Here is a 22,938-nt window from a genome sequence, read left to right on the forward strand (position 1 = left end):
CCACGGCCGACCCACCCGAAAGGGCAACCACGCGCATGAGGCAGTACGAGCCCGACCGCCTGTCCCCGGCCCAAGTAGCCGCCATGCGGCGCAGTCTCACCAGCGGCAGGGCCGCCCTCACCCGCCGCTCACTGCTGCGCGCCGCCACGGGCGGCGCGCTCGCGGTCGGCGGCCTCGGGACGCTGAGCGCCTGCGGCATCCCGGCGGCCGGCAAGACCGAGGGCGGCGTCTCCTCCGAGGACCGGTCGAAGGAGGAGAAGGAGGTCTCCTTCTCCAACTGGACCGAGTACATGGACGTCGACGACAGCGGCAACCGGCACCCGACACTGGTCGCGTTCACCAAGCGGACCGGCGTCAAGGTCAAGTACACCGAGGACATCAACGACAACAGCGAGTTCTTCGGCAAGATCCAGCCGCAGCTCGCCGCGGGCCAGGAAACCGGCCGCGACATCATCGTGCTCACCGACTGGCTGGCCGCCCGGCTGATCCGCCTCGGCTGGGTCCAGAAACTGGACCCGGCCAACCTGCCGCACGCCTTCGCCAACCTGTCGCCCCAGTTCCGCGACGTCGACTGGGACCCGGGCCGCGCCTATTCCTACCCCTGGCAGGGCATCTCGACCGTCATCGCCTACAACAAGAAGGCGCTGGACGGCATCGAGGTCAAGACGGTCTCCGACCTGCTCGACAACCCGAAGCTCAAGGGACGCGTCGGCTTCCTCACCGAGATGCGCGACACCGTCGGCATGATGCTGCTCGACATGGGCAAGGACCCGGGCCGGTTCTCCGACGACGACTACGACGCGGCGATCGCCCGCCTCCAGAAGGGCGTCGACCGCGGCCAGATACGCCGCTTCACCGGCAACGACTACACCGCCGACATCACCAAGGGCGACTTCGCGGCCTGTCTGGCCTGGGCCGGGGACGTCGTCCAGCTCAAGGCGGACAACCCGGACGTCGACTTCGTCATCCCGGACAGCGGATACATCACGTCGAGCGACAACATGCTGATCCCCAACAAGGCGCGGCACAAGACGAACGCCGAACGGCTCATCGACTACTACTACGAGCCGGGCCCGGCCGCGCAGCTCGCCGCCTACATCAACTACGTCTGTCCCGTCGAGGGCGTGAAGGCGGAGCTCGCGAAGATCGACCCGGACGCGGCGGACAACCCGCTGATCATTCCCGACAAGGCCATGCAGGCCCAGTCCCGTGCCTTCCGCTCACTGAGCCCGAAGGAAGAGACGGCCTACGAAGAGAAGTTCGCGAAGCTCACTGGGGCGTGACGACGATGAAGACCACCACAGACTCGACGGAGCACGGCGGGGACGTCCGCCTCTCCGGCATCAGCAAGACCTACGGCTCCTTCACCGCCGTGCACCCGCTCGACCTGACCGTGCCCCAGGGCTCCTTCTTCGCCCTGCTCGGCGCCTCCGGCTGCGGCAAGACCACCACCCTGCGCATGATCGCCGGACTGGAGGAGCCCAGCGGGGGCACCGTCCACCTCGGCGACCAGGACGTGACCGCGCTCCCGCCGTACAAACGGCCGGTGAACACGGTCTTCCAGTCCTACGCCCTCTTCCCGCACCTCGACATCTTCGAGAACGTCGCCTTCGGCCTGCGCCGGCGCGGCATCAAGAGCGTGAAGAAGCAGGTCGGGGAGATGCTCGACCTGGTCCAGCTCGGCGAGCAGGCACGCAAGAAGCCGCACCAGCTCTCCGGCGGCCAGCAGCAGCGCGTCGCGGTCGCCCGCGCCCTGATCAACCACCCCAAGGTGCTGCTCCTCGACGAACCGCTCGGCGCCCTCGACCTCAAGCTGCGCCGCCAGATGCAGCTGGAGCTCAAGCGCATCCAGACCGAGGTCGGCATCACCTTCGTACACGTCACGCACGACCAGGAGGAGGCCATGACCATGGCCGACCAGGTCGCCGTGATGAACGCCGGCCGCGTCGAGCAGCTGGGGGCCCCCGCCGACCTGTACGAGAACCCGCGGACCACCTTCGTCGCCAACTTCCTGGGCACCTCCAACCTGATCGAGGCCGAGGTCGACACCCGCAGCGGCGACGACGTCGTCGTGAAGGCGGCCGGCGACAAGCTGGTCCTGCCCGGCGCCCGCTGTTCCGCGCCGGCCAAGGCGGGCGGCAAGGTCCTGGTCGGCGTACGCCCGGAGAAGATCAGCCTCACCCACGCGGACGACGCCGGCTCCGTCCCCGAGGGCCGCAACCGCATCACCGGCAAGATCAGCAGCACCAGCTTCATCGGCGTCTCCACGCAGTACGTCGTGGACTGCGCGGCCTGCCCCGAGTTCGAGGTGTACGCCCAGAACATCGACCGCGACGCCCGCCTCGCCCCCGGCGCCGACGTCGTCCTGCACTGGAACCCGGCGCACACCTTCGGCCTGGACGCCGCCCAGGACATCGACGCGGGCGTGGCCGAGGGCGAGGCCTCCTGATGTCCACCCTCACCGAGGCGCCACCGCCCCTGTCCCCGACCGCGCCCGAGAAGAAGCCCCCGCGCAAGCGGGGCCGCTGGACGCCGTACTGGCTGCTGCTGCCCGGCATCCTGTGGCTGGTCGTCTTCTTCGCGGCGCCGATGATCTACCAGGCCTCCACGTCCGTGCAGACGGGCTCCCTGGAGGAGGGCTACAAGGTCACCTGGCACTTCGCCACCTACTGGGACGCGCTGTCCGAGTACTGGCCGCAGTTCCTGCGCTCGGTCGCCTACGCCGCCTCCGCGACCGTGCTGTGCCTGGTGCTCGGCTATCCGCTCGCCTACCTGATCGCCTTCCGCGCGGGCCGCTGGCGCAACCTGATCATGATCCTGGTGATCGCGCCCTTCTTCACCAGCTTCCTGATCCGCACCCTGGCCTGGAAGACGATCCTCGCGGACGGCGGACCGGTCGTCGGTGCCCTCAACACGCTGCACGTCCTGGACGTCACCAGCTGGCTCGGCTGGACGGCCGGCGACCGCGTGCTGGCCACACCGCTCGCGGTGGTCTGCGGTCTGACGTACAACTTCCTGCCCTTCATGATCCTTCCGCTGTACACGTCGCTGGAACGCATCGACGGACGGCTGCACGAGGCGGCGAGGGACCTGTACGCCAAGCCGTCCACGGTCTTCCGGAAGGTCACCTTCCCGCTGTCGATGCCGGGCGTCGTCTCCGGGACGCTGCTCACCTTCATCCCGGCGACCGGTGACTACGTCAACGCGTCCCTGCTGGGTTCGGCCGACACCGGAATGATCGGCAACGTGATCCAGTCCCAGTTCCTACGGGTGCTGGACTATCCGACGGCGGCGGCGCTCTCCTTCATTCTGATGGCCGCGATTCTCGCCATGGTCACCATCTACATTCGCAAGTCCGGGACGGAGGATCTGGTTTAAATGACCCTCGTCAACTGGTTCAAGCGCAATCTGGTCGTGATCGCCGGACTGCTCACGCTCGCTTATCTCCTGCTGCCCAACGTCATCGTCACGGTGTTCTCGTTCAACAAACCGAACGGGCGCTTCAACTATGAATGGCAGCAGTTCTCCACGGACGCCTGGAAGGACCCGTGCGGCGTCGCCGGACTGTGCGGCTCCCTGTCGCTGAGCCTCCAGATCGCCTTCTGGGCGACGCTCGGCGCCACCGCCCTGGGCGCGGCGATCGCCTTCGCGCTGGTCCGCTACCGCTTCCGGGCACGCGGTGCGATCAACTCGCTGATCTTCCTGCCGATGGCGATGCCCGAGGTCGTGATGGCCGCCTCGCTGCTCACCCTGTTCCTCAACATGGGCGCTCAGCTGGGATTCTGGACCATCCTGATCGCCCACATCATGTTCTGCCTCAGCTTCGTCGTGACGGCCGTCAAGGCGCGCGTGATGTCGATGGACCCGAGGCTGGAGCAGGCGGCGCAGGACCTGTACGCCGGCCCCTTCCAGACCTTCGTCCGGGTCACGCTCCCCATCGCCGCCCCCGGAATCGCCGCCGGCGCGCTGCTCGCCTTCGCGCTCTCCTTCGACGATTTCATCATCACCAATTTCAACGCGGGTTCCACCGTCACCTTCCCCATGTTCGTCTGGGGGTCGGCCCAGCGCGGAACGCCCGTTCAGATCAACGTCGTCGGTACGGCCATGTTCGTCATCGCCGTACTGTTCGTTCTGGCCTCCATGGTCATCGGCAACCGCCGAAATCGCCGCAAGGCGTAAACGCACCAGTGCATTAATGCATCAGTAGGGAGTTGAAATCATGGCCCCGAGCGCCATGAGCCGCAGCAACGACTGGACGAAATCCCTCTCCGACGCCCAGCCGGTCGCGTACTGGCTGGACGACCCCGGCCGCCCCCGCCCCCAGCCCGCCCTGACCGGCCCGGAGACCTGCGACCTGCTGGTCGTCGGCGGCGGCTACAGCGGACTGTGGACCGCGCTGATCGCCAAGGAGCGCGACCCGGGGCGGGACGTGGTGCTGCTGGAGGGCCGCGAGGTGGGCTGGGCCGCCTCCGGCCGCAACGGCGGGTTCTGCGCCGCCTCCCTCACCCACGGCCTGTCCAACGGCCTCACCCGCTGGCCGGACGAGATCCACCGGCTGGAGGAACTGGGCGCCCGCAACCTCGACGCGATCGAGGCGGCGGTCGCCCGCCACGGTCTCGACTGCGACTTCGAACGCACCGGCGAGATCGACGTCGCGACCGAGGAGTACCAGGCCAGGGAGCTCAAGGACTGGTACGAGGAGATCCGCGCCAAGGGCCTCGCCGACGGAGTCGAGTACCTGGACGCCGAGGCCGTACGGGAACAGGTCGACTCCCCGACCTTCCGCGCGGGCCTGTACGACCGCCGGGGCGTGGCCATGGTCAACCCCGCCAAGCTCGCCTGGGGCCTCAAGCGCGCCTGCCTCGACCTCGGCGTCCGCGTCTACGAGAACACCCCGGCGCTCACCCTGAAGCCCTACGGCGTCGGCATGGCCGTACGCACCCCGTACGGCGGGGTCCGCGCCGGCACCGTCGCGCTCGGCACCAACATCTTCCCGAACCTGGTCAAGCGGGTGCGCTCGTACACCGTCCCGGTCTACGACTACGCCCTGATGACCGAGCCGCTCACCGACGCGCAGCTCGTGTCGATCGGTTGGCAGAACCGGCAGGGCCTCGGGGACAGCGCCAACCAGTTCCACTACTTCCGCCTCTCCGCCGACAACCGGATCCTGTGGGGCGGCTACGACGCGATCTACCCGTACGGCGGCCGGGTGCGCGCCGAGTACGACGACCGCCCGGAGACCTACGCCAAGCTCGCCGGGCACTTCTTCACCTGCTTCCCGCAGCTGGAGGGCGTCCGCTTCACGCACGCCTGGGGCGGCGCGATCGACACCTGCTCCCGCTTCTCGGCGTTCTTCGGCACCGCGCACCAGGGGAAGGTGGCGTACGCGGCCGGGTACACCGGCCTCGGCGTGGGTGCCACCCGGTTCGGCGCCGAGGTAATGCTCGACCTGCTGTCGGGGGAGCGCACCGAGCGCACCGAACTGGAGATGGTCCGCAGGAAGCCGCTGCCGTTCCCGCCCGAACCCTTCGCCTGGACCGGCATCGCGCTCACCAAGTGGTCGCTGGCCCGCGCGGACGCACACGGCGGCCGGCGCAACCTGTGGCTGCGGACCATGGACAAGCTGGGGCTCGGCTTCGACAGCTGAGCCGCCCGCCGTGCGCGGGCGTGTGACCCGGTTCACCCCAACGAGGCGCCGCAACCCGCGTAATGCCTGCCGGGAAACCTCCCTCTCCTTCGTGACGCACCCCGCGTCCACGAGTGAGAGGGAGGTCTTCACATGCCTGGTGCGAAGACGGCGGTCGCGTGGCTGGCATCCGTCGCACCGGATCCCGAGTCCTGTCGGCGGGAGTGGGAGCGCAACCCCCTGGGGGTCGCGCTGCTGCCCGCCGGCAAGGTCTGGGACGTGCTCATCCTGCCGAGCAGGCTCGGCTATCCGACCCTCGACGTGCTCTCCCGCGTCCTGGACCAACCCGGCCCGGTGCTCGTCGACTTCGGCGACGCGCGCATGGGCTTCTTCGTGCCGGCCGGCACGGCGGCCCGCTGGCTGGGCACCGGCGTCCGGACGGCCGGACTCGGCACCTGGATCGTGGTGCCGTACCCGGGAGGTCTGGCGTACCCGGCAGGCCGGTCGTCCGGCGGAGTCCGCTGGCTGATCCCGCCGGACGGGACCGGCACTCTCACCGACCCGTCGCTCCTCGAACTGGCGATGCACGAGGCGGCGGCGAATCTCGCGGTGGAGGGGGAAGGAGGGTGAGCCGAGTTCTGCAAGAGGCGAGGGGCAGTCGAGGTTGGGGAGGTATGTGGCCAGGCCGGTCGGAGGAACTGCCGGTTCGGTGACAGCGGAGTCGGCCACTCGTTCGGGTGAGGACAATCGTATTCACTGGGGGAACGGGAGAGAAAACATAAGGTCGTCGGTATGTCGCGTGTCCGGATGTACCCGACGAGCGAGCAGGTGGGCGTCATGCTCGGACACTGCGCGCACGCCCGGTACGTGTGGAACCTGGCTGTCGAGCAGCACGCGCACTGGTGGCCGGGACGGAGGTCCGCACCGGGCTTCGCGGAGCAGTGCCGCCAGCTCACTGAGGCGCGCCGGGACAATGCGTGGCTTCGAGCGGGGAACGCGGATGTGCAGCAGCAGGCGTTGCGGGATTTCGCCAGGGCCAAGAACGCCAAGTTCGCGTCCGGGTTCGGTGCGCCGAGCTGGCGGAAGAAGCTCGTGCATGAGGGTTTCCGGGTGATCGGTACTGACCGTGTCCCTGAGCGTGAGCCGGACGGTACGCCGAAAGTGAACGCCAAGACAGGCCGGCAGGTCATGGCCCGGTCGGTGGTGGTGCAGAAGGTGAATCGGCGCTGGGCGCAGGTGAAGGTGCCAGGCTGCGGCTGGGTTCGTTTTCGTCTTACCCGGCGCAAGTTGCCCTCGGCGAAGACCTTCCGGATCACGTTCCGCAATGATCAGTGGCACATCGCCTTTGCCGTGATCCCGGAGCCGCTCACGGCGCCCGACGCGGACACGGTCGTCGGCATCGACCGGGGCGTGACCATTACCGCGGCCCTGTCGGACGGGCGGCAGTTGAACTGCCCGCAGCTGAGCACTCGGGAGCGCGCGCAGGTCCGCAAGCACCAGCGGCGCGCGGCCCGCGCGCCCAAGGGCAGCGATCGCAGGCGAGCCGGGAACGCGAAAGTCGCAAAGCTGAAAGCCCGGGAGGCGGACCGGCGCAAGGACTGGTGTGAGAAGACCTCGACGATGCTTGCCCGCACTTACGGCTTGGTGCGGTTCGAGAAGCTGAACGTCAGGAACATGACCGCTTCCGCGAAGGGGACGACTGAGCGGCCCGGCAGGCAAGTTCGGCAGAAGGGCCGGGTCGAACCGGGTCATCCTCGTCCAAGGCTGGGGTCTGTTACGCCGTCGTACCGCTGAAAAGGCACCTGGCCGGGTCGAGGATGTACCCGCCCCGTACACCTCTCTGCGGTGCAGCGCCTGCGGGTGGATCGAGAAGAACTCGCGCAAGAGCCAAGCCGAGTTCGTCTGCGTGTCCTGCGGGTTCGCCTGCAACGCCGATGAGAACGCAGCAGTCAATGTCGCGGCAGGACAGGGCGGGATTCCCCGCCCCCGGCGGGCAGCCGGTGCCGGAGGGGTGACAGCGGTCATCAGCCGTTCGAGCGCCCGTGAACCTCAACCCACCTGGGCTGGAATCCCCCTCTTCCAAGAGGTGGAGGATGTCAAATCGCCATGACCGACATGCTGCTCACCGGCTTCCCCGTCGCGGGCGACGCGAACAACGTCTTCCCGCCGCTGCGCCCGGACCAGGTCGCGATCGGCATACCGGCCTCCACGAACGCCGGCAACGGCCACGTCTCCCCGGCCGAGGTCACCAAGGTCCTGAACTGCCTGACCAAGAAGACCGACTGCGGCTCCTACGCGACCCACGGCACCTGGCCGGCCCTGCGCGGCCTGATGACGTGGTCGATCAACTGGGACCGGTACGGGAACTGGGAGTTCCAGAAGAACTTCGACGCCTACTTCGGCTGACCGGCAGCGAGCTGCCGCGGATCACCAGCGACACCCCGGCCAGCAGCGCCGCCCCCAGGCACCAACTGGCCACCACGTCCAGCGGCCAGTGGTAACCCCGGCGCACCAGCCCGTAGGAGGCACCGAGGACGAGGACCGCGCAGAGCGCGACGAGCGCACGGCGGACGGCCGGCGAGCGCAGCAGTCCGAGGAGCAGCAGCGTCGCCGCGCCGTACGCGACGACCGCGGTGGCGGTGTGACCGGAGGGGTAGTAGCCGACGGCCGGAGGCACCGCCGGGGTGCCGGGGCGGTCGGTCCACGCCTTCAGCGGGGCGACCAGCGCCGGCACCAGGACCATCGCGAGGGCCCCGGCGAGGGGCGGCAGCCACCAGCGGTCCATACCTCCGGCGCGGCCGTGCCACGCGACGTACGCGAGCGCGACGGCGAGGACGGGTACGGCCACCTGCACGTTGCCGAGGTCGGCCAGCAGCTCGGAGAGCCGGTCGGGGTGGACGAGCGCCCTGCTCAGCCGCTCGTCCACGCCGATCAGCGGGCCGTCGGCGAGGACCTGCCAGGTGATCAGGGCGAAGAGGAGGAGCGGGACGGGCAACCCGACGAGGACGGGGAGCGCGCGAGAAGGCGAGGCGGGCATGACGCCCAGCTTTCCAGGCCCGTCGACGCGCGAACACCGAAGGGCCGGCACAAGGGGGGGAGTGTGCCGGCCCTTCGGTGAACCGCCGTCCCGGGTGCCGAGGCGGCCGTCCTGACCGGAACGCCGCGCGCCCCGGGGGGTTTGGGGCGGGCGACCGTCCGATCGGTGAGGAGACCCGGAACCCTTGGGTTCCGGTTGTGTGCGCGAGGCACTACCAGGTCGAAGCTGGGGAGGCCCCGGCCTGAGATTCCGCCCACAGTCCCCTGTGGGCGGGTGTATCTCTCATCTGCGTAGAACCTACGACAGGGGGTGGGCTCAGGACAGGGGCATCGGCGTCCTGTCATCCACCTCGCACACGTTCTTCACACGCTCTGCGGTTCGCCGCGCCAGGCGTGCCAAACGCGGCTCAGATGCGCGTTCGGGCGCTCGCGCAGGTGACCGCTCAGGCGCTCCCTCGGGCGGCCCTTCACCTGCTCGTTCAGATGCGGGCGAAGCCCTGCTCGATGATGTCGAGGCCCTCGTTCAGCAGGTCCTCGCCGATCACCAGCGGCGGCAGGAAGCGCAGCACGTTGCCATAGGTGCCACAGGTCAGGACCAGCAGGCCCTCGGCGTGGCAGGCCTTGGCGAGCGCGGCGGTCGCCTCCGGGTTCGGCTCCTTGGTGTCGCGGTCCTTCACCAGCTCGACCGCGATCATCGCGCCGCGGCCCCGGACGTCGCCGATGATGTCGAACTTCTCGGCCATGGCGGTGAGGCGGGACTTCATGACCGCCTCGATGTTCTTGGCCTTGGCGTTGAGGTCCAGTTCCCTCATCGTCTCGATGGCGCCGAGCGCGCCCGCGCAGGCCACCGGGTTGCCGCCGTAGGTGCCGCCGAGGCCGCCGGAGTGCGCGGCGTCCATGATCTCGGCGCGGCCCGTGACGGCGGCGAGCGGCAGACCGCCCGCGATGCCCTTCGCCGTGGTGATCAGGTCCGGGACGATGCCCTCGTCCTCGCAGGCGAACCACTGGCCGGTGCGGCAGAAGCCGGACTGGATCTCGTCGGCGACGAAGACGATGCCGTTGTCCCGGGCGAACTGGCTGATGGCGGGCAGGAAGCCCTTGGCCGGCTCGATGAAGCCGCCCTCGCCGAGCACCGGCTCGATGATGATCGCGGCCACGTTCTCCGCGCCGACCTGCTTGGTGATCTGGTCGATGGCCTGGGCGGCGGCCTCCGGACCGGCGTTCTCCGGGCCGGTGGGCCAGCGGTAGCCGTAGGCGACCGGGACGCGGTACACCTCGGGCGCGAACGGGCCGAAGCCGTGCTTGTACGGCATGTTCTTCGCGGTCAGCGCCATCGTCAGGTTGGTCCGGCCGTGGTAGCCGTGGTCGAAGACGACGACCGCCTGCCGCTTGGTGTACGCACGGGCGATCTTGACGGCGTTCTCGACCGCCTCGGCGCCGCTGTTGAACAGGGCCGACTTCTTGGCGTGGTCGCCCGGTGTCAGCTCGGCCAGCGCCTCGGCGACCGCGACGTAGCCCTCGTACGGCGTCACCATGAAACAGGTGTGGGTGAAGTCGGCGAGCTGCGCGGAGGCCTTGCGCACGACGGCCTCGGCGGAGGCGCCGACGGAGGTCACCGCGATGCCGGAACCGAAGTCGATCAGGCGGTTGCCGTCGACGTCCTCGATGATGCCGCCGCCCGCGCGCGCGGTGAAGACGGGCAGGACGGAGCCCACACCCTGTGCGACCACGGCCGTGCGGCGGGCCTGCAGCTCCTGCGACTTCGGGCCGGGGATGGCGGTGACGACGCGGCGCTCCTGCGGAAGTGCGGTCATGGGGGCTCCTGGGTCTTGCGCGATCTGCGGGATCTTACGGACGCTTGTCTTCTTTTCTCGCAGGCTAGGACCGGGAGAGGGGGGCTGGCATGCTCCATGTGGGCGTTGTCGGTGGTGTCGGTTGTCCGCGATGGACATGTGGTGGACGTGGCGACACAGGGACACATCGACGCGGGCCCGGCCGCGTAAGCGGTGAACTCCCCTTGGGAGGGCGTTAGATTGGCTCGCTGATGGTGGACGGAGCGGCTGGTCAGGGGGCAAGGGCGATGGACAGCGACGGGAACCGGGACGCGCGGGGTACGCATGCGAATCCTGTGCCGCGTCCGGCGGGGCCTCCCGAGGTGCCGTCGGTGCCGCCGCGACCGGTGCGGGCGCCGGGGACGCCGGGCGTGCCGCCGCTGCCCGACGGCTCCGCGTTCCTGTCCTGGCTGCGCACCCCACGCCCGGAGGCATTGCCCGGCGTGTGGCGGTTCGGGCACCGGCCGCGGCCGGAGGAGGAGCCCGAGCGGGTGCCGGGGCGGCAGCTGCTGAGCGGGGCGGTGATCGCGTTCCTCGTCGGCTGGCTGATCTGGTCGCTGCTGTGGAACGGGTACCTGGGCGGCTGGTGGCTGCTGCCCCTGTACGCGATGGTCCCGGACTCCTGGGCCGAGCCGCACAGCTTCGGCTCGGTCGTGGTCGTCTACGCCTACTACGTCCTGATCGCCGGCATGATCATGGTCGGTGTCGGCAGGCTCGGCCGCTGGAGCGAGATCTGGCGGCGCTACGGGCCACCCGCCTGGCGCCGCGCCGCCCCGGGCAGCGGCCCTCCGCCCGCTCCCGAGGAGGACCCCGCCGCCTGGCCCGAGCTGCGCGCCGCCGGTGCCCACGACGCCGCCGAACGGCTCGCCGCCGAGGCGCGCCAGGGGCTCATGCGGGACGTCGACCACGCCCGCATCACCCGCGCCTGGCAGGGCGTGCAGCGGGGCCGGCACAGCCTCGCCACCTTCACCGGCGCGGTCCTCAGCCACGGCGCCGGCGCCTGTCCGCACCCCTCCGGCGCCCGCGACCTGCCCGCCCGGCAGGCCAGGCACGACCTCGTCACCGGACAGGTGCGGATCGGCACGGCCGCCGACGACGCCCGCAACCCCTACGCCTACCGCGGCACCGGCCTCGCCCTCGGTCCCGACCTGCTCGGCACCTCCCTGCTCGCCGTCGGCCCGGCGGGCTCCGGCAAGACCGGCAGCGTCGTACGGCCGCTCACCGAGTCGCTGTGCCTGCACGCGCTCGCCGGGCGGGCCGCGGTCGTCGTGGTCGGCGCCGCGGGCGCGGACCTGGGCCCGGCCGACGCCTACGACGTCGTCGTACGGATCGGAAACCCGGACTCCGTGTACGACCTCGACCTGTACGGCGGTACGACCGACCCGGACGAGGCCGCGGTCGTGCTCGCCGAGGCCCTGGCCGGAGACCTCGCCGAACCCCACCCGGGCAGCGACACCCGCCGCTCCACCACCGTCCTCGCCCAGCTCCTCGGCCCCTTCCGCGCGGTGCACGGACGCTTCCCGGGCGTACCGGAGCTGCGGCAACTGCTCGACGGAACGCCCGGACCGCTGGCCGAACTGCGCGAGGGACTGCGGGCGGCCGGGCGGGACTCGCTGCTGCGCGAGCTGGACGCGCGCGAGCGGCAGATGGGCCGCCCCGGGGACGTGGGCGGCGTGCTGGCCGACCGGGTGGCGCTGCTGGACCGGCCCGCCTTCGCCTCCTTCTTCGACACCTCGGGGCAGTCCCGGCCGTTCTCGCTCAAGGCCCTCGACCATCCGGTGCGGGTCCGCATCAACCTGCCCCAGCGCGGCCACGCCGACGCCTCGCGGATGCTGGCCCGGCTGATCCTCGCCCAGTTCACGGCGAGCGTGTCGGTGCGGGAGGACCGGTCGCTGTTCGCCTGCCTGGTGCTGGACGACGCGAGCGGCGTGGTCACGCCCGAGGCGGTACGGGGCGTGCAGCGCCTGCGCTCCGCGGGCGCCGGGGTCGTACTGACCCTGCGCACCCTGGACGACGTACCGCGCCCGTTGCGCGGGCCGCTGCTCGGGTCCATCGGCTGCCGGATGGCGCTGTCCGGGCTCACCCCCTGGGACGGGCAGGACTTCGCCGAGGTGTGGGGCAAGGAGTGGACCGAGGCCCGGGACGTCACCGACCGGCAGATCATCGCCGAGACCCCCGCGGGCAAGGCCGTCCACATGGTGCGCCGGGTGATCACCGGGAAGGCGCCCACCGCGCGGGCGGTGACCGTGCGGCAGGTCGAGCGCGAGCGCTGGTCGGCTTCCGAGCTGGCGCACGCCGTGCCCGCGGGGCACGCGGTGCTGTCGCTGACCACGGTCAAGGGCGAGCACGCGCCCCCGCTCCTGGTGGACCTGCGCGGGTGACCTGTCCGGGGCGGGCGCCCGGGGACCGTACAGTGAGGCAGAATCGACACAGGTCGTTCATACGCGGCGGCCAAAAGATCACAGGTGCCTCACCGTACGCCCACCACCCCACCCACGCATACCGAAGGCCCAAGCCCCCATGCCCCCCACGCTCGCCTCCCTCGTCCACCACTCCGCGCTCAAACTGACCGTGCGCGCGGGCGAGGACCGCCTCGACGTGCCGGTGCGCTGGGCGCACGTCAGCGAGCTCGCCGACCCCGTGCCCTACATGGAGGGCGGGGAGCTGCTGCTGATCACCGCGCTCAAGCTGGACGCCGGGGACCCCGAGGTGATGCACCGGTACGTGAAGCGGCTGGCCGGCGCCGGAGTGGTGGGGCTCGGATTCGCCGTCGGGGTCAACTACGACGAGATCCCCGAGGCACTGGTCGAAGCGGCCCGCAAGGAAGGGCTGCCGCTGCTGGAGGTGCCCCGCCGCACCCCCTTCCTGGCCATCAGCAAGGCCGTGTCCGCCGCGATCGCCGCCGACCAGTACCGAGCGGTCACCGCGGGCTTCGCCGCCCAGCGCGAGCTGACCAAGAAGGCGCTCACCGACGGCCCCGAGGGGCTGCTGGCCGCGCTCGCCGCGCAGGTGGACGGCTGGGCGGCGCTGTACGACGCCTCCGGCGCGGTCGTCGCCGCCGCGCCGGAGTGGGCGGGCCGCAGGGCCGCGCGGCTCACGGCGGACGTGGAGCGGCTGCGGGAGCGCCCCGCCCCGGCCTCCTCCGTCGTCGGCGGAGCCGAGCACCCGGAACACCCCGAGAACGCCGACCGCGTCGAACTCCACTCCCTCGGCACCTCCCGCAGGCCCCGCTCCGCGCTCGCCGTGGGCACCGCCGCCGCCCTCGGCACCGCCGAGCGGTACGCCGTCCACTCCGCCATCGCCCTGCTGACGCTCACCACGGAACGCTCGCGCTCCCTGCACGAGGCCGGACTGCGCATCGACGCCGCCGTACTGCGCATGCTGCTGGCCGGCGAACCGGACCACGCGCGCACGGTCGCCGGGGGCCTGTACGGCGACCTGCTGGACGCGCCCTTCCGGATGATCGTCGCCGAGTCGGCGTCGGCGTCCGCCGCGCGGGCGCACAACGGGCCGCACGCGCGCGTGCCCGCCGCCAAGACCAGGCCCTCCGCCGCCGCGCTGGCCGCCGCCGACACCGACGGCGACCCGCTCGGCGCGCTCGCCGAGGTCGTCGAGTCCGCGGCGGCCCGGTCCGGTGAGGCGGTCCTGGTCGTCCCCGAGGGCGAGCGGCTGGTGGTGCTGGCCACGGACGGGGGCGCGGCGGTCGCCGCCTGCGTCGAGTACGCCTCGGCGCTGGAGTCCGGCCGCCCGGCACCGGAGCCGACGGCGGGCGGCGACGAGGAGGGCCTGGTCATCGGCCTGTCGGCGCCATCAGGGCCCATCGCCGCGTCCGCCGCCTACAAGCAGGCCGAGCAGGCCCTGTCGGTGGCCCGCCGGCGCGGACGCGTCTGTGTGGAGCACGAGCACCTGGCGGCCGGGTCGGTCCTTCCCCTCCTCGCCGACGACGCGGTACGCGCCTTCGCCGACGGCCTGCTGCGGGCGCTGCGCGATCACGACGCCACCGGCCGGGGCGACCTGGTGGCCTCCCTGCGCGCCTGGCTCTCCCGCCACGGCCAGTGGGACGCTGCGGCGGCCGAACTCGGCGTCCACCGGCACACGCTGCGCTACCGGATGCGGCGGGTGGAGGAGATCCTGGGCCGCTCCCTGGACGATCCGGACGTGCGGATGGAGCTGTGGCTGGCCCTGAAGGCGACGTCGACCGAATAGCCGGTCCGACGTCCACCGACCGGCCGGACGGCGTCCACCGACCAGCCCGTCCGGCGTTCGAGGACGAGGCCGTCCAGGCCGATAGCGGGGTCTGGGGGCGCAGCCCCCAGGGACGGGACGGGGCGGCGGGGGCGAAAACCCTCCACAACCCGCCCCCAGCGCCCACCCCAGCCGCCCACGCCACCCACGCCAGCCCCGCACCTGGCCACAACGTCGAATCCCTCACCCCCACCACTACGACTCGGACAAACGCCCCTCCCCGCGCCCCGCCCTACCGTGGAGCCGCAACCCCCGTACACACCCACACCACCCCCAACGCGGAAGGGCCGGAACGCCACAATGACTTCCACCCACGCCTTCTGGCTCGCCGGCCGCCAGGCCACCGGCGAGGCCACCTTCGACGTCACGTCCCCCTGGGACGGCAGCCAGGTCGGCACGGTCAGCCTGCCGACCGACGCCCAGGTCGAGGAGGCCGTGGCCGCCGCGTACGCCGTACGGGACGAGTTCGCCGCCACCCCCGCCCACGCCCGCGCCGCCGCCCTGGACCACGTCAGCCGACGCCTGGTGGAGCGCACCGAGGAGATCGCCCGCCTGATCTCCGCCGAGAACGGCAAGCCCGTCAAGTGGGCCCGCGGCGAGGTCGGCCGCGCGGTGTCCGTCTTCCGCTTCGCGGCCGAGGAGGCCCGCCGCTTCAACGGCGGCGAGGCCCAGCGCCTCGACACCGACGCGGGCGGCCAGGGCCGCCTCGCCCTCACCCGCCGCTTCCCCAAGGGCGTCGTCCTCGGCATCGCGCCGTTCAACTTCCCCCTCAACCTGTGCGCCCACAAGATCGCCCCCGCGATCGCGGCCGGCGCGCCGATCATCCTGAAGCCGGCGCCGGCCACCCCCCTCTCCGGCCTGATCCTCGGCGATCTGCTCGCCGAGACCGAGCTGCCCGCCGGTTCGTGGAGCATCCTCCCGGTGTCCAACGACCGCATGCCCGCCCTCGTCCAGGACGAGCGCCTGCCGGTCATCTCCTTCACCGGCTCCGAGACGGTCGGCTACGCGATCATGGACTCGGTCCCGCGCAAGCACTGCACCCTGGAGCTGGGCGGCAACGGCGCGGCCGTCGTCCTCGGCGACTGGGCGAGCGACGAGGACCTGGACTGGGCCGCGACCCGCATCGCGACCTTCTCCAACTACCAGGGCGGCCAGTCCTGCATCTCCGTGCAGCGCGTGATCGCCGACGCCGCCGTGTACGACCGCCTGCTGCCGCGCGTCGTCGCCGCCGTCGAGGCCCAGGTCACCGGCGACCCGAACGACGACGCGACGGACGTCGGGCCGCTGGTCAGCGAGGCCGCCGCCGAGCGCGTCGAGTCCTGGGTCGACGAGGCCGTCGCCGCGGGCGCCACCCTCCACACCGGTGGCAAGCGCGACGGCGCCTCCTATGCCCCGACCGTCCTCACCGACCTCCCGGCCGACACCACCCTCGCCTGCGAGGAGGTCTTCGGCCCCGTCCTCAGCGTGCAGAAGGTGAACGGCGAGGCGGAGGCGTTCGCCGCCGTCAACGACTCCAAGTACGGCCTCCAGGCAGGCGTGTTCACCCACGACCTCCAGACCGCCTTCCGCGCCCACCGCGCCCTCGAGGTCGGCGGCGTCGTCATCGGCGACGTCCCCTCCTACCGCGCCGACCAGATGCCGTACGGCGGCGTCAAGCAGTCCGGCGTCGGCCGCGAGGGCGTGAAGTTCGCGATGGACGACTACACCTACGAGCGGGTGCTGGTCCTGACGGGGCTCGCGCTCTGACCGGAGCCACACCGTAGAAGGCCGACGGCCCGAGCCCACTGTGCGGGGGTTCGGGCCGTCGGCGCGTACCGGCGTGCTGACCGTCGTCGCCACCGGCACGGCTTCCCCCCGGACCGGGCCGGAGCGCCGAGCGCGGGACGGGCAACGGCCCTGGCACACCCCCTATGTGTGCTGTCCCGGGACAGCACACCTAGCCCCCCACCAGAGCGGCCACCAGCCGGTTCATGGCCGGCCGTGGGTCGGGGGAGCCCGGCCAGCCGGTCATGAGCAGGTGGTGCGCGGTGCCGACGACGGCGAGTGCCACGGTGCGCGGGTCGACGGAGTCCGGCAGCCGTCCGAGGTCTCGCTCGGCGTCCAGATAGTCGGCTATCGCCTCCTGGATCGCGGCGAAGCCGGGGCCACCGTCCTTCATGGCCTCGCGGACGCGTGAGGCCGCCGCCGGACGTGTCATGACCAGGCCCGACAGGGCGGGGCCGCCGCCCTCGAAGAGCGAGCGGGCGACGGCGTCGAGGTTTCCGGCCACCGTGCCCCGTCCGGCGAGCCCCGTCATGGCCCGCGCCTTCTCCGTCGTCCGGGCGAAGCGGTCGAGGCAGAGTTCTGCCACGAACTCGTCGAGCCCCGCGAAATGCGTGTGCAGCAACCCCTTGGCGCATCCCGCCTCAGCGGTGACGGACCGGCTGGTGAGCGCGCCGGGCCCGTCCCGCTCCACGATCCGTTCGGCGGCCGCGAACAGTCGCTCGCGCACGTTCGGCGTCGCCACTCCACGGGGTGCCATGGCCCTCTCTTCCTTCCGGCGTTCGGCGCCGTGAGCGGCGCGACCCTCGGATCGTAAGGGGATTGCCAGTATGGGCGCACGCCCATACTGTTTGGGCAAGCGCCCATACTCTCTGGGTGAACGCCCATTCTTCGTTCCGTACGGCATACGGGAGGCACTCGTGTCGGAGATCGTCAACACCGAGCAGGCACAGGCGTGGAACGGCCCCGAAGGCGCCCACTGGGCGCGCAACCAGGACCGGTGGAACGCCGTGAACGAAGGCTTCAACGAGCCGCTGCTCGACGCCGCAGGACTCACCGGGGGCCACCGGACCCTCGACATCGGCTGCGGCTCCGGGCAGACCACGCGCCTCGCCGCCCTCCGGACACCGAGAGGCGGCGCCACGGGCCTCGACCTGTCCGGCCCCATGCTGGCCGAGGCACGGTCCCGGGCGGCACGGGACGGCGTCGCGAACGTCACCTTCACGCAGGGCGACGCACAGGCGCACCCCTTCGAGCCGGGCTCGTTCGACGCGGCGATCAGCCGCTACGGGGTGATGTTCTTCTCCGACCCCGAAGCGGCCTTCCGCAACATCGGGCGCGCGCTGCGACCCGGCGGACGCCTGGCGTTCGTCTGCCCGGCCGAGCCCTCGCTCAACGGCTGGGTGACGGCCATGGCGGTCCTGCGCGAGATCCTGCCGCTCGGTGACTTCGACACGCCGGGGCTGCCCGGCATGTTCTCCCTGGCGTCCCCGGACCGGATCCGCGCCGTCCTCGCCGCGGCCGGGTTCTCCGGCGTGGCCGTCGATCCGGTCGAGGCGTACGGGGCATGGGGGCGCGGAGCCGACGACGCGGCGGAGTTCCTGCTGAACACCGGGCCAGGCCGCCATTTCCTGAGCCAGGTCGGCACACCCGCGCAGGTCCGCGCCCGCCGCGCGCTCACCGACCATCTGCGCGGCTACGAGGCGACTGACGGCACGGTCCGGCTGCGCAGCACGTCCTGGCTGGTCACGGCGGACCGCCCGACAGCCAGGCCCTAGGGGTGTCGTTCGGATCCTGCCGGGGTCGCGGGGCGTGGCACGCATCCGCGGCGTTGTCGTCGGTTGCCAGGGCTCCGCCCTGTCGCCCTCCTCCGCCGTGCGGCTGCACGCACCGCGCCCCGCTCGGCTCCGTTGCCAGGCGCCGTCCCTTGGAACCGACCTGATCCGAACGACACCCCCTAGGAGCCCGGGGCAGTCCCCGCCGGCCGGGAGAGCAGGTCCCGCAGCGTCGCGCAGGACTGGTCCCAGGTCCATTCCGTACGCACCCAGTGCCGTCCCCTCCGGCCCATCTCGCGGGCGAGCCCGGGGTTGCGCAGGAGCCTGATCAGGCGGTCCGCCGTCGCCGCCACCGAGCGGCCGTCGACGACATGCCCCGTCTCGCCGTCGCGCACGGCGTCCGGGGCGCCGCCCGAGTCGCCCGCCACGACCGGCAGCCCGGACGCGGCGGCCTCCAGGTAGACGATGCCCAGGCCTTCCACTTCCAGGCCGCGCCTGCGCGTACGGCAGGGCATCGCGAAGGCGTCGGCCGCGGCGTAGAACGGCGGGAGCGCGTCGTGCGGATGGCCACCGGCGAAGACGACCGAGTCCAGTACCCCCTCGCACAGGGCCAGTCGACGAAGCGCCGGGGCGTACGGGCCGTCGCCGGCCAGGAGCAGGACGGCGTCGGGGACCGCCCTGCGCACCCACGGCAGCGCCCTGATCAAGGTGTCCTGCCCCTTGCGCGGGACCAGCCTGGCAGCGCAAAGGATCACCGGGCGGTGGCCCAGGCCGTACCTGGCCCTGATCGGGCCGCCGTCCAGGGCCGGACGGAAGACCGTGGTGTCCACGCCGGGGACCAGGCGAGCGGTCCGGGTCCCGGGCGCGAGGGCCGCCTCGATGGGGCCCCTGGTGCTCGCGCCCAGCCAGGTCAGCGTGTCCACCTCCGCGCCGATGCGGTGCAGCAGGCCCCGGGTGCCGGGGGTGCGGGCCCACCACACCTCGTGGCCGTGGGTGGTGGCGACGGCGGTACGGATACCCGCCGTACGCCGGAGCCGGCCGGCCATCAGCCCGAGGGGCGCCGCCGCGCCGAACCACACCCGGTCGCAGCCGTATCGGCGGGCCACGGACGCGGCGTGTGCGGTGGTGCGGGGCGTGGGCAGGAGGGTGCGGGCCCGGTGGCGGACCACCGGGTACGGGAAGGGGCCGCCGGGTTCCGCCGAGGCCTCCGGTGCCTCCGGTGGCGCGGGTGCTGTCGGTGCCGAGGTGAACACGACCACCTCGTCGGGCGGGAAGCGGTCGGCCAGTTCCCGGACGAAGGTCTCGATGCCGCCCCGCCCGGGCGGGAAGTCGTTCGTGACGATCAGGGTGCGGGCGGGGGACTTGACCGTCATGCGAGGGCCGCCTCGCGCGCGGAGGGGAGCACTGCGGTGGCACGACCCGCCGACCGGTGGGCCAGTGCGCCCAGCACCAGCGGATAGACCAGGTAGCCGAAGCGCGTCGCCGGCATCAGAGCCGTCGCCAGGCCCAGGCCGAGCGCGAGTCGCCCGGCTGCCGCCCGTACCGTCGACGGAGGGCGCACCGCCAGCGAGAGGGCGATCAGCAGCGCGCCCACCGAGAGGAGCGCGACGGTGATCACCGTGCCGCCGGGGACGTGCACCGCCAGCAGATGTCCGGGCAGCGGACTCGCGGCGGGGGAGGCGGTGGCGGTCAGGCCGAACGGGAAGGCGACGACGTTCCGGTAGAAGCCGGCGGGGTCGGCGAGGGCGAAGGGCAGTACCGCCGCCGTCGCGGTGGCCAGGCCCACGGCCGCGCACCGCAGCGCGGGCCGGCCACCCCGGCGTACGGCGATCAGGGCGAGGGCCACGGGAAGCGCGGGCCAGGCGGTCCACTTGAGGGCGGCGGCGGCTCCGAGCGCCAGGCCCGCCCGGCCCGGACGCCCCTGCCCGGCGAATGAGACGCCGAGGCACATCAGGCCGACCACCGGCAGATCGATCCCGCCCACCGCGAGGGGCAGCGCGATCAGTGGGCAGGCGAGCAGCCGGGCGCGGTGCAGTCCGGCGGCGGCGAGGGACGCGACGAACGCGCCGCCCAGCCACCAGCGGGCGTCCCCGGGCAGCACGCCGAACAGCGCCATCCCGGGCAGGTAGGGATTGAAGTCGGCCACGGCCGCGGGGTCGGCGACGTACGGGCTGCCCGTCGTGAGCAGCAGACGCCCCGACCGTTCGACGACAGCGACCTCCAACTGCCCGAGCCCCGCCGCCACCAGGCCGACGAGCGGCAGCACGACGGCCCCCAGCACGGCGACCGACCGGGCCGCGCGGAGCGGGACGGAGCCGGACGTCAGGAACGCCGCGACCGCGTACCCCACGCCCGCCACCCACCCCCACACCCGGTGCGGCCCCAAGCCGGACACCATCGCGAACCCCGGCGCGACGACCGCGCACCCGGTCCACGCGTACCGTTCGACGCGCCTGGCGGCGTACTTCGCGGCATGCTCCTCAAGGGTCTTCCTCATGTCCGTCGACGCTAGGAACCCGCAGGCCGGACGGCGTCAACCGAGGCTCCGCACCTGGGACTCAACCCGTGGTACGACTCCCGCCCGCAGACTCGACCCGAGCGGTGACGCGCGCCTGTGCCCCGGCCGGGATCATGGGCGCATGAGTACGTCGCTGCAGCGGCGGTTCCGCGCCTGGATCGCCGCACCCGCCTATCCCTGGGCCACCGGCGGTGTCCTGACCGCCGGAGCGGTCACGGAGCTGATCGTCATTCCCGGGTCCGTGACGACCGCGGTCGGGGTGCTCGTGTCCGCCGCCTCGCTGATGTGGCGGCGGTCCTTCCCGCCGGTCGCGATGCTCACGGTCGCTGCGGGGCTCCTCGGGTTCGCCGGGGACGTCAACCTGTACCTCTCGATCATGGCGAGCGGACTGGTCGGTTGCTACTCGCTCGGCCGGCACCGGGTACTGCACCCCGCCGTGACCGTCGCGGGCGGCGCGCTCGGCGCCCTGTGCGTGAACCTGGTGCACATCAACACCTGGTCGCGGATGGAGCTGCCGGTGCCCGCGCTCTGGGAGAAGGGCTCGCTCAGCCTGTTCGCCGAGTCGTTCCTGCTGACCGTGGTCATCTTCGGGGCCGTGATGATGGGCGACGCGGTCCGCTCCCGGGAGGAGACCCGTACCGAACGGCATCTGGCGCAGGCCCAGTTGATCGCGATGGAGCGGCAGCAGGCCGCCGAGGCCGAGCGGGCCGCCATCGCCCGCGAGCTGCACGACATCGTCTCGCACTCGGTGTCGATGATCGCCGTCCAGGCCGAGAGCGCCACCTACACCACACCCGGACTCACTCCCGAAGGCCGCGAGGGCTTCCAGCAGATCGCCGCCACGGCCCGCTCCTCGATGGCAGAACTGCGCCGTCTCCTCGGCGTCCTGCGCACCTCCGAGGGCGATAGGGCCCTCACCGCCCCGCAGCCGACCCTCGACCACCTCGCCGAACTGGTGGAACAGCACCGGGCGGTGGGCGGCGTGGCCGAACTGAAGGTCACCGGGGAGCGGGTGGCGCTGCCCGCCGCGTGGGAGCTGTCCGCCTACCGGATCACCCAGGAGGCGCTGACCAACGCACGCAAGCACGCGCCCGGCGCCCGTACGGTGGTGGAGGTCGACTACGGCGCCGACCGGCTGCTCACGCTGCGCGTCCGCGACGACGGACCCGCGCCGGGCGCCCGTCCGGACACGGGCTCCGACTCGGGCCCCGGCACCGGCACTGGCACCGGCACTCGCTCAGGCTCCGCGTGCGGTCCCGTCTCCGCTCCCGGCACGGGCCACGGTCTGACCGGGATGCGGGAGCGGGCCGCGCTGGTCGGGGGCCGGCTCAGCGCGGGCGCGGTACCGGACGGCGGTTTCCTGGTGGAGGCGGAACTCCCCTGGGGGACCGGGTGACACCCATGGCGCGGGAAAAGGAGACACACGTGATCAGGGCACTGGTCGCCGACGACCAGGCGGTCGTACGCACCGGCTTCGTGAACCTGCTGGGCACCCAGGAGGACATCGAGGTCGTCGGCGAGGCCGAGGACGGTGCGCAGGCGGTGCGGATCGCCGCCGAGACCCGGCCCGACCTCGCCCTCCTCGACATCCGGATGCCGCACAAGAACGGAATCGAGGCGGCCCGCGAGATCGTCGCCGCGTCCGGCGGCGCGACGAAGGTCCTGATGCTGACGACCTTCGGCCTCGACGAGTACGTGTACGACGCGCTCGCGGCCGGGGCGGGCGGCTTCCTGCTCAAGGACGCCACCTTTCCCGAACTGCTGCACGCGGTCCGGGTGGTGGCGGACGGCAACGCCCTGCTCTCGCCCGAGATCACCAAGCGGCTGATCGCCGAGTTCGTCCACGCGCGCGTGTCACGGCTGCCCGTCCACGCGGCGGACGACCTCACGGCCCGGGAGACGGAGGTGCTGACCCTGATCGCGCGGGGTCTGTCCAACGCGGAGATCGCGGGCCGCCTCACCATCACCGATCACACGGTGAAGACCCACATCAACCGGCTGTTCGCCAAGCTGGAGCTGCGCGACCGGGCCCAGGCCGTGATCGCCGCCTACGAACTGGGCCTGGTCCGGGCGGGCGGCGAGTCGGGGGCCCGGCACCGGTAGACACGCGCCGGTACCGGGCCCCGTCCTCATGCCGGCTTCCTC

Annotated in this window: 19 protein-coding genes and 1 pseudogene; 15 read left to right on the top strand and 5 right to left on the bottom strand. The window is 72.1% G+C overall.

The annotated features are described in order from the left end of the window. The first annotated feature begins 35 nt into the window (after nt 1-35). From ACFW48_RS24850 to ACFW48_RS24890, 9 genes and pseudogenes are all read left to right on the top strand, one after another. A complete protein-coding gene (locus tag ACFW48_RS24850) occupies nt 36-1,283 on the top strand; it encodes a spermidine/putrescine ABC transporter substrate-binding protein (protein WP_386317964.1) in 1,248 nt (415 codons plus the stop codon). A 5-nt stretch (nt 1,284-1,288) separates the two neighbouring features. Then, on the top strand, nt 1,289-2,449 hold the full coding sequence (locus tag ACFW48_RS24855) for an ABC transporter ATP-binding protein (protein ID WP_386317966.1): 1,161 nt from the start codon (nt 1,289-1,291) through the stop codon (nt 2,447-2,449). Further along, nucleotides 2,449-3,378: an ABC transporter permease gene (locus tag ACFW48_RS24860; protein WP_375920823.1), complete on the top strand. Its 930-nt coding sequence runs from the start codon at nt 2,449-2,451 to the stop codon at nt 3,376-3,378. The genes ACFW48_RS24855 and ACFW48_RS24860 overlap by 1 nt, the downstream gene beginning before the upstream one ends. Continuing rightward, nucleotides 3,379-4,179 (top strand): ABC transporter permease, encoded by an 801-nt coding sequence (locus ACFW48_RS24865; protein ID WP_386317968.1) that lies wholly within the window; start codon nt 3,379-3,381, stop codon nt 4,177-4,179. It abuts the gene before it with no gap. 40 nt (nt 4,180-4,219) lie between these two features. Continuing rightward, nucleotides 4,220-5,647 carry an NAD(P)/FAD-dependent oxidoreductase gene (locus tag ACFW48_RS24870; protein ID WP_386317970.1) on the top strand — a complete coding sequence of 476 codons (1,428 nt, stop codon included), beginning with the start codon at nt 4,220-4,222 and terminating at the stop codon, nt 5,645-5,647. Nucleotides 5,648-5,779: 132 nt separating this feature from the next. Beyond that, nucleotides 5,780-6,256: a hypothetical protein gene (locus tag ACFW48_RS24875; protein WP_386317972.1), complete on the top strand. Its 477-nt coding sequence runs from the start codon at nt 5,780-5,782 to the stop codon at nt 6,254-6,256. A gap of 162 nt (nt 6,257-6,418) precedes the next feature. After that, nucleotides 6,419-7,420 carry an RNA-guided endonuclease InsQ/TnpB family protein gene (locus ACFW48_RS24880; RefSeq protein ID WP_386317974.1) on the top strand — a complete coding sequence of 334 codons (1,002 nt, stop codon included), beginning with the start codon at nt 6,419-6,421 and terminating at the stop codon, nt 7,418-7,420. A 46-nt stretch (nt 7,421-7,466) separates the two neighbouring features. Beyond that, nucleotides 7,467-7,736 (top strand): zinc ribbon domain-containing protein, encoded by a 270-nt coding sequence (locus tag ACFW48_RS24885; RefSeq protein ID WP_386318031.1) that lies wholly within the window; start codon nt 7,467-7,469, stop codon nt 7,734-7,736. Then, nucleotides 7,712-8,032 (top strand): annotated as a pseudogene (locus tag ACFW48_RS24890) (chitinase); the annotation flags it as partial. The gene ACFW48_RS24885 and the pseudogene ACFW48_RS24890, both read left to right, overlap by 25 nt. Here the strand turns inward: ACFW48_RS24890 and ACFW48_RS24895 are convergent. Next, nucleotides 7,971-8,663, bottom strand: coding sequence for a phosphatase PAP2 family protein (locus ACFW48_RS24895; RefSeq protein WP_386317976.1), 693 nt, complete (start codon nt 8,661-8,663; stop codon nt 7,971-7,973). The pseudogene ACFW48_RS24890 and the gene ACFW48_RS24895 overlap by 62 nt on opposite strands. A 478-nt stretch (nt 8,664-9,141) precedes the next feature. Then, nucleotides 9,142-10,476 carry a 4-aminobutyrate--2-oxoglutarate transaminase gene (gabT, locus tag ACFW48_RS24900; RefSeq protein WP_386317978.1) on the bottom strand — a complete coding sequence of 445 codons (1,335 nt, stop codon included), beginning with the start codon at nt 10,474-10,476 and terminating at the stop codon, nt 9,142-9,144. 266 nt (nt 10,477-10,742) lie between these two features. Between gabT and ACFW48_RS24905 the strand changes: the two genes are divergently transcribed. From ACFW48_RS24905 to ACFW48_RS24915, 3 genes are all read left to right on the top strand, one after another. Beyond that, complete coding sequence (locus tag ACFW48_RS24905) at nt 10,743-12,875, top strand: ATP-binding protein (RefSeq protein ID WP_386317980.1); 2,133 nt, start codon at nt 10,743-10,745, stop codon at nt 12,873-12,875. A 139-nt stretch (nt 12,876-13,014) separates the two neighbouring features. Next, nucleotides 13,015-14,700, top strand: coding sequence for a PucR family transcriptional regulator (locus tag ACFW48_RS24910; protein WP_386317982.1), 1,686 nt, complete (start codon nt 13,015-13,017; stop codon nt 14,698-14,700). A gap of 339 nt (nt 14,701-15,039) precedes the next feature. Next, nucleotides 15,040-16,485: an aldehyde dehydrogenase family protein gene (locus tag ACFW48_RS24915; protein ID WP_386317984.1), complete on the top strand. Its 1,446-nt coding sequence runs from the start codon at nt 15,040-15,042 to the stop codon at nt 16,483-16,485. A 190-nt stretch (nt 16,486-16,675) separates the two neighbouring features. Here ACFW48_RS24915 and ACFW48_RS24920 read toward each other — a convergent pair whose 3' ends face one another. Then, complete coding sequence (locus ACFW48_RS24920) at nt 16,676-17,260, bottom strand: TetR/AcrR family transcriptional regulator (protein WP_386317986.1); 585 nt, start codon at nt 17,258-17,260, stop codon at nt 16,676-16,678. Between the two features lie 160 nt (nt 17,261-17,420). On the opposite strand from ACFW48_RS24920, the gene ACFW48_RS24925 reads away from it, so the two are divergent. Continuing rightward, nucleotides 17,421-18,278: a class I SAM-dependent methyltransferase gene (locus ACFW48_RS24925; protein ID WP_386317988.1), complete on the top strand. Its 858-nt coding sequence runs from the start codon at nt 17,421-17,423 to the stop codon at nt 18,276-18,278. Nucleotides 18,279-18,457: 179 nt separating this feature from the next. Here ACFW48_RS24925 and ACFW48_RS24930 read toward each other — a convergent pair whose 3' ends face one another. Further along, the gene (locus tag ACFW48_RS24930) at nt 18,458-19,648 is read right to left on the bottom strand and encodes a glycosyltransferase family 4 protein (protein ID WP_386317990.1); all 1,191 of its coding nucleotides are present in this window, start codon (nt 19,646-19,648) and stop codon (nt 18,458-18,460) included. After that, nucleotides 19,645-20,772 (bottom strand): glycosyltransferase 87 family protein, encoded by a 1,128-nt coding sequence (locus ACFW48_RS24935; RefSeq protein ID WP_386317992.1) that lies wholly within the window; start codon nt 20,770-20,772, stop codon nt 19,645-19,647. Before ACFW48_RS24935 ends, ACFW48_RS24930 begins: the two co-directional genes overlap by 4 nt. Before the next feature lie 142 nt (nt 20,773-20,914). Between ACFW48_RS24935 and ACFW48_RS24940 the strand changes: the two genes are divergently transcribed. Together ACFW48_RS24940 and ACFW48_RS24945 are read left to right on the top strand one after the other, a co-directional pair. Further along, nucleotides 20,915-22,189: a sensor histidine kinase gene (locus tag ACFW48_RS24940; protein WP_386317994.1), complete on the top strand. Its 1,275-nt coding sequence runs from the start codon at nt 20,915-20,917 to the stop codon at nt 22,187-22,189. A gap of 5 nt (nt 22,190-22,194) precedes the next feature. Then, complete coding sequence (locus ACFW48_RS24945) at nt 22,195-22,896, top strand: response regulator (RefSeq protein ID WP_386317996.1); 702 nt, start codon at nt 22,195-22,197, stop codon at nt 22,894-22,896. The last annotated feature ends 42 nt before the right edge of the window (nt 22,897-22,938 follow it).

The sequence above is a fragment of the Streptomyces sp. NPDC058812 genome (assembly GCF_042744565.1).
GTDB classification, from domain to species: domain Bacteria; phylum Actinomycetota; class Actinomycetes; order Streptomycetales; family Streptomycetaceae; genus Streptomyces; species Streptomyces thinghirensis.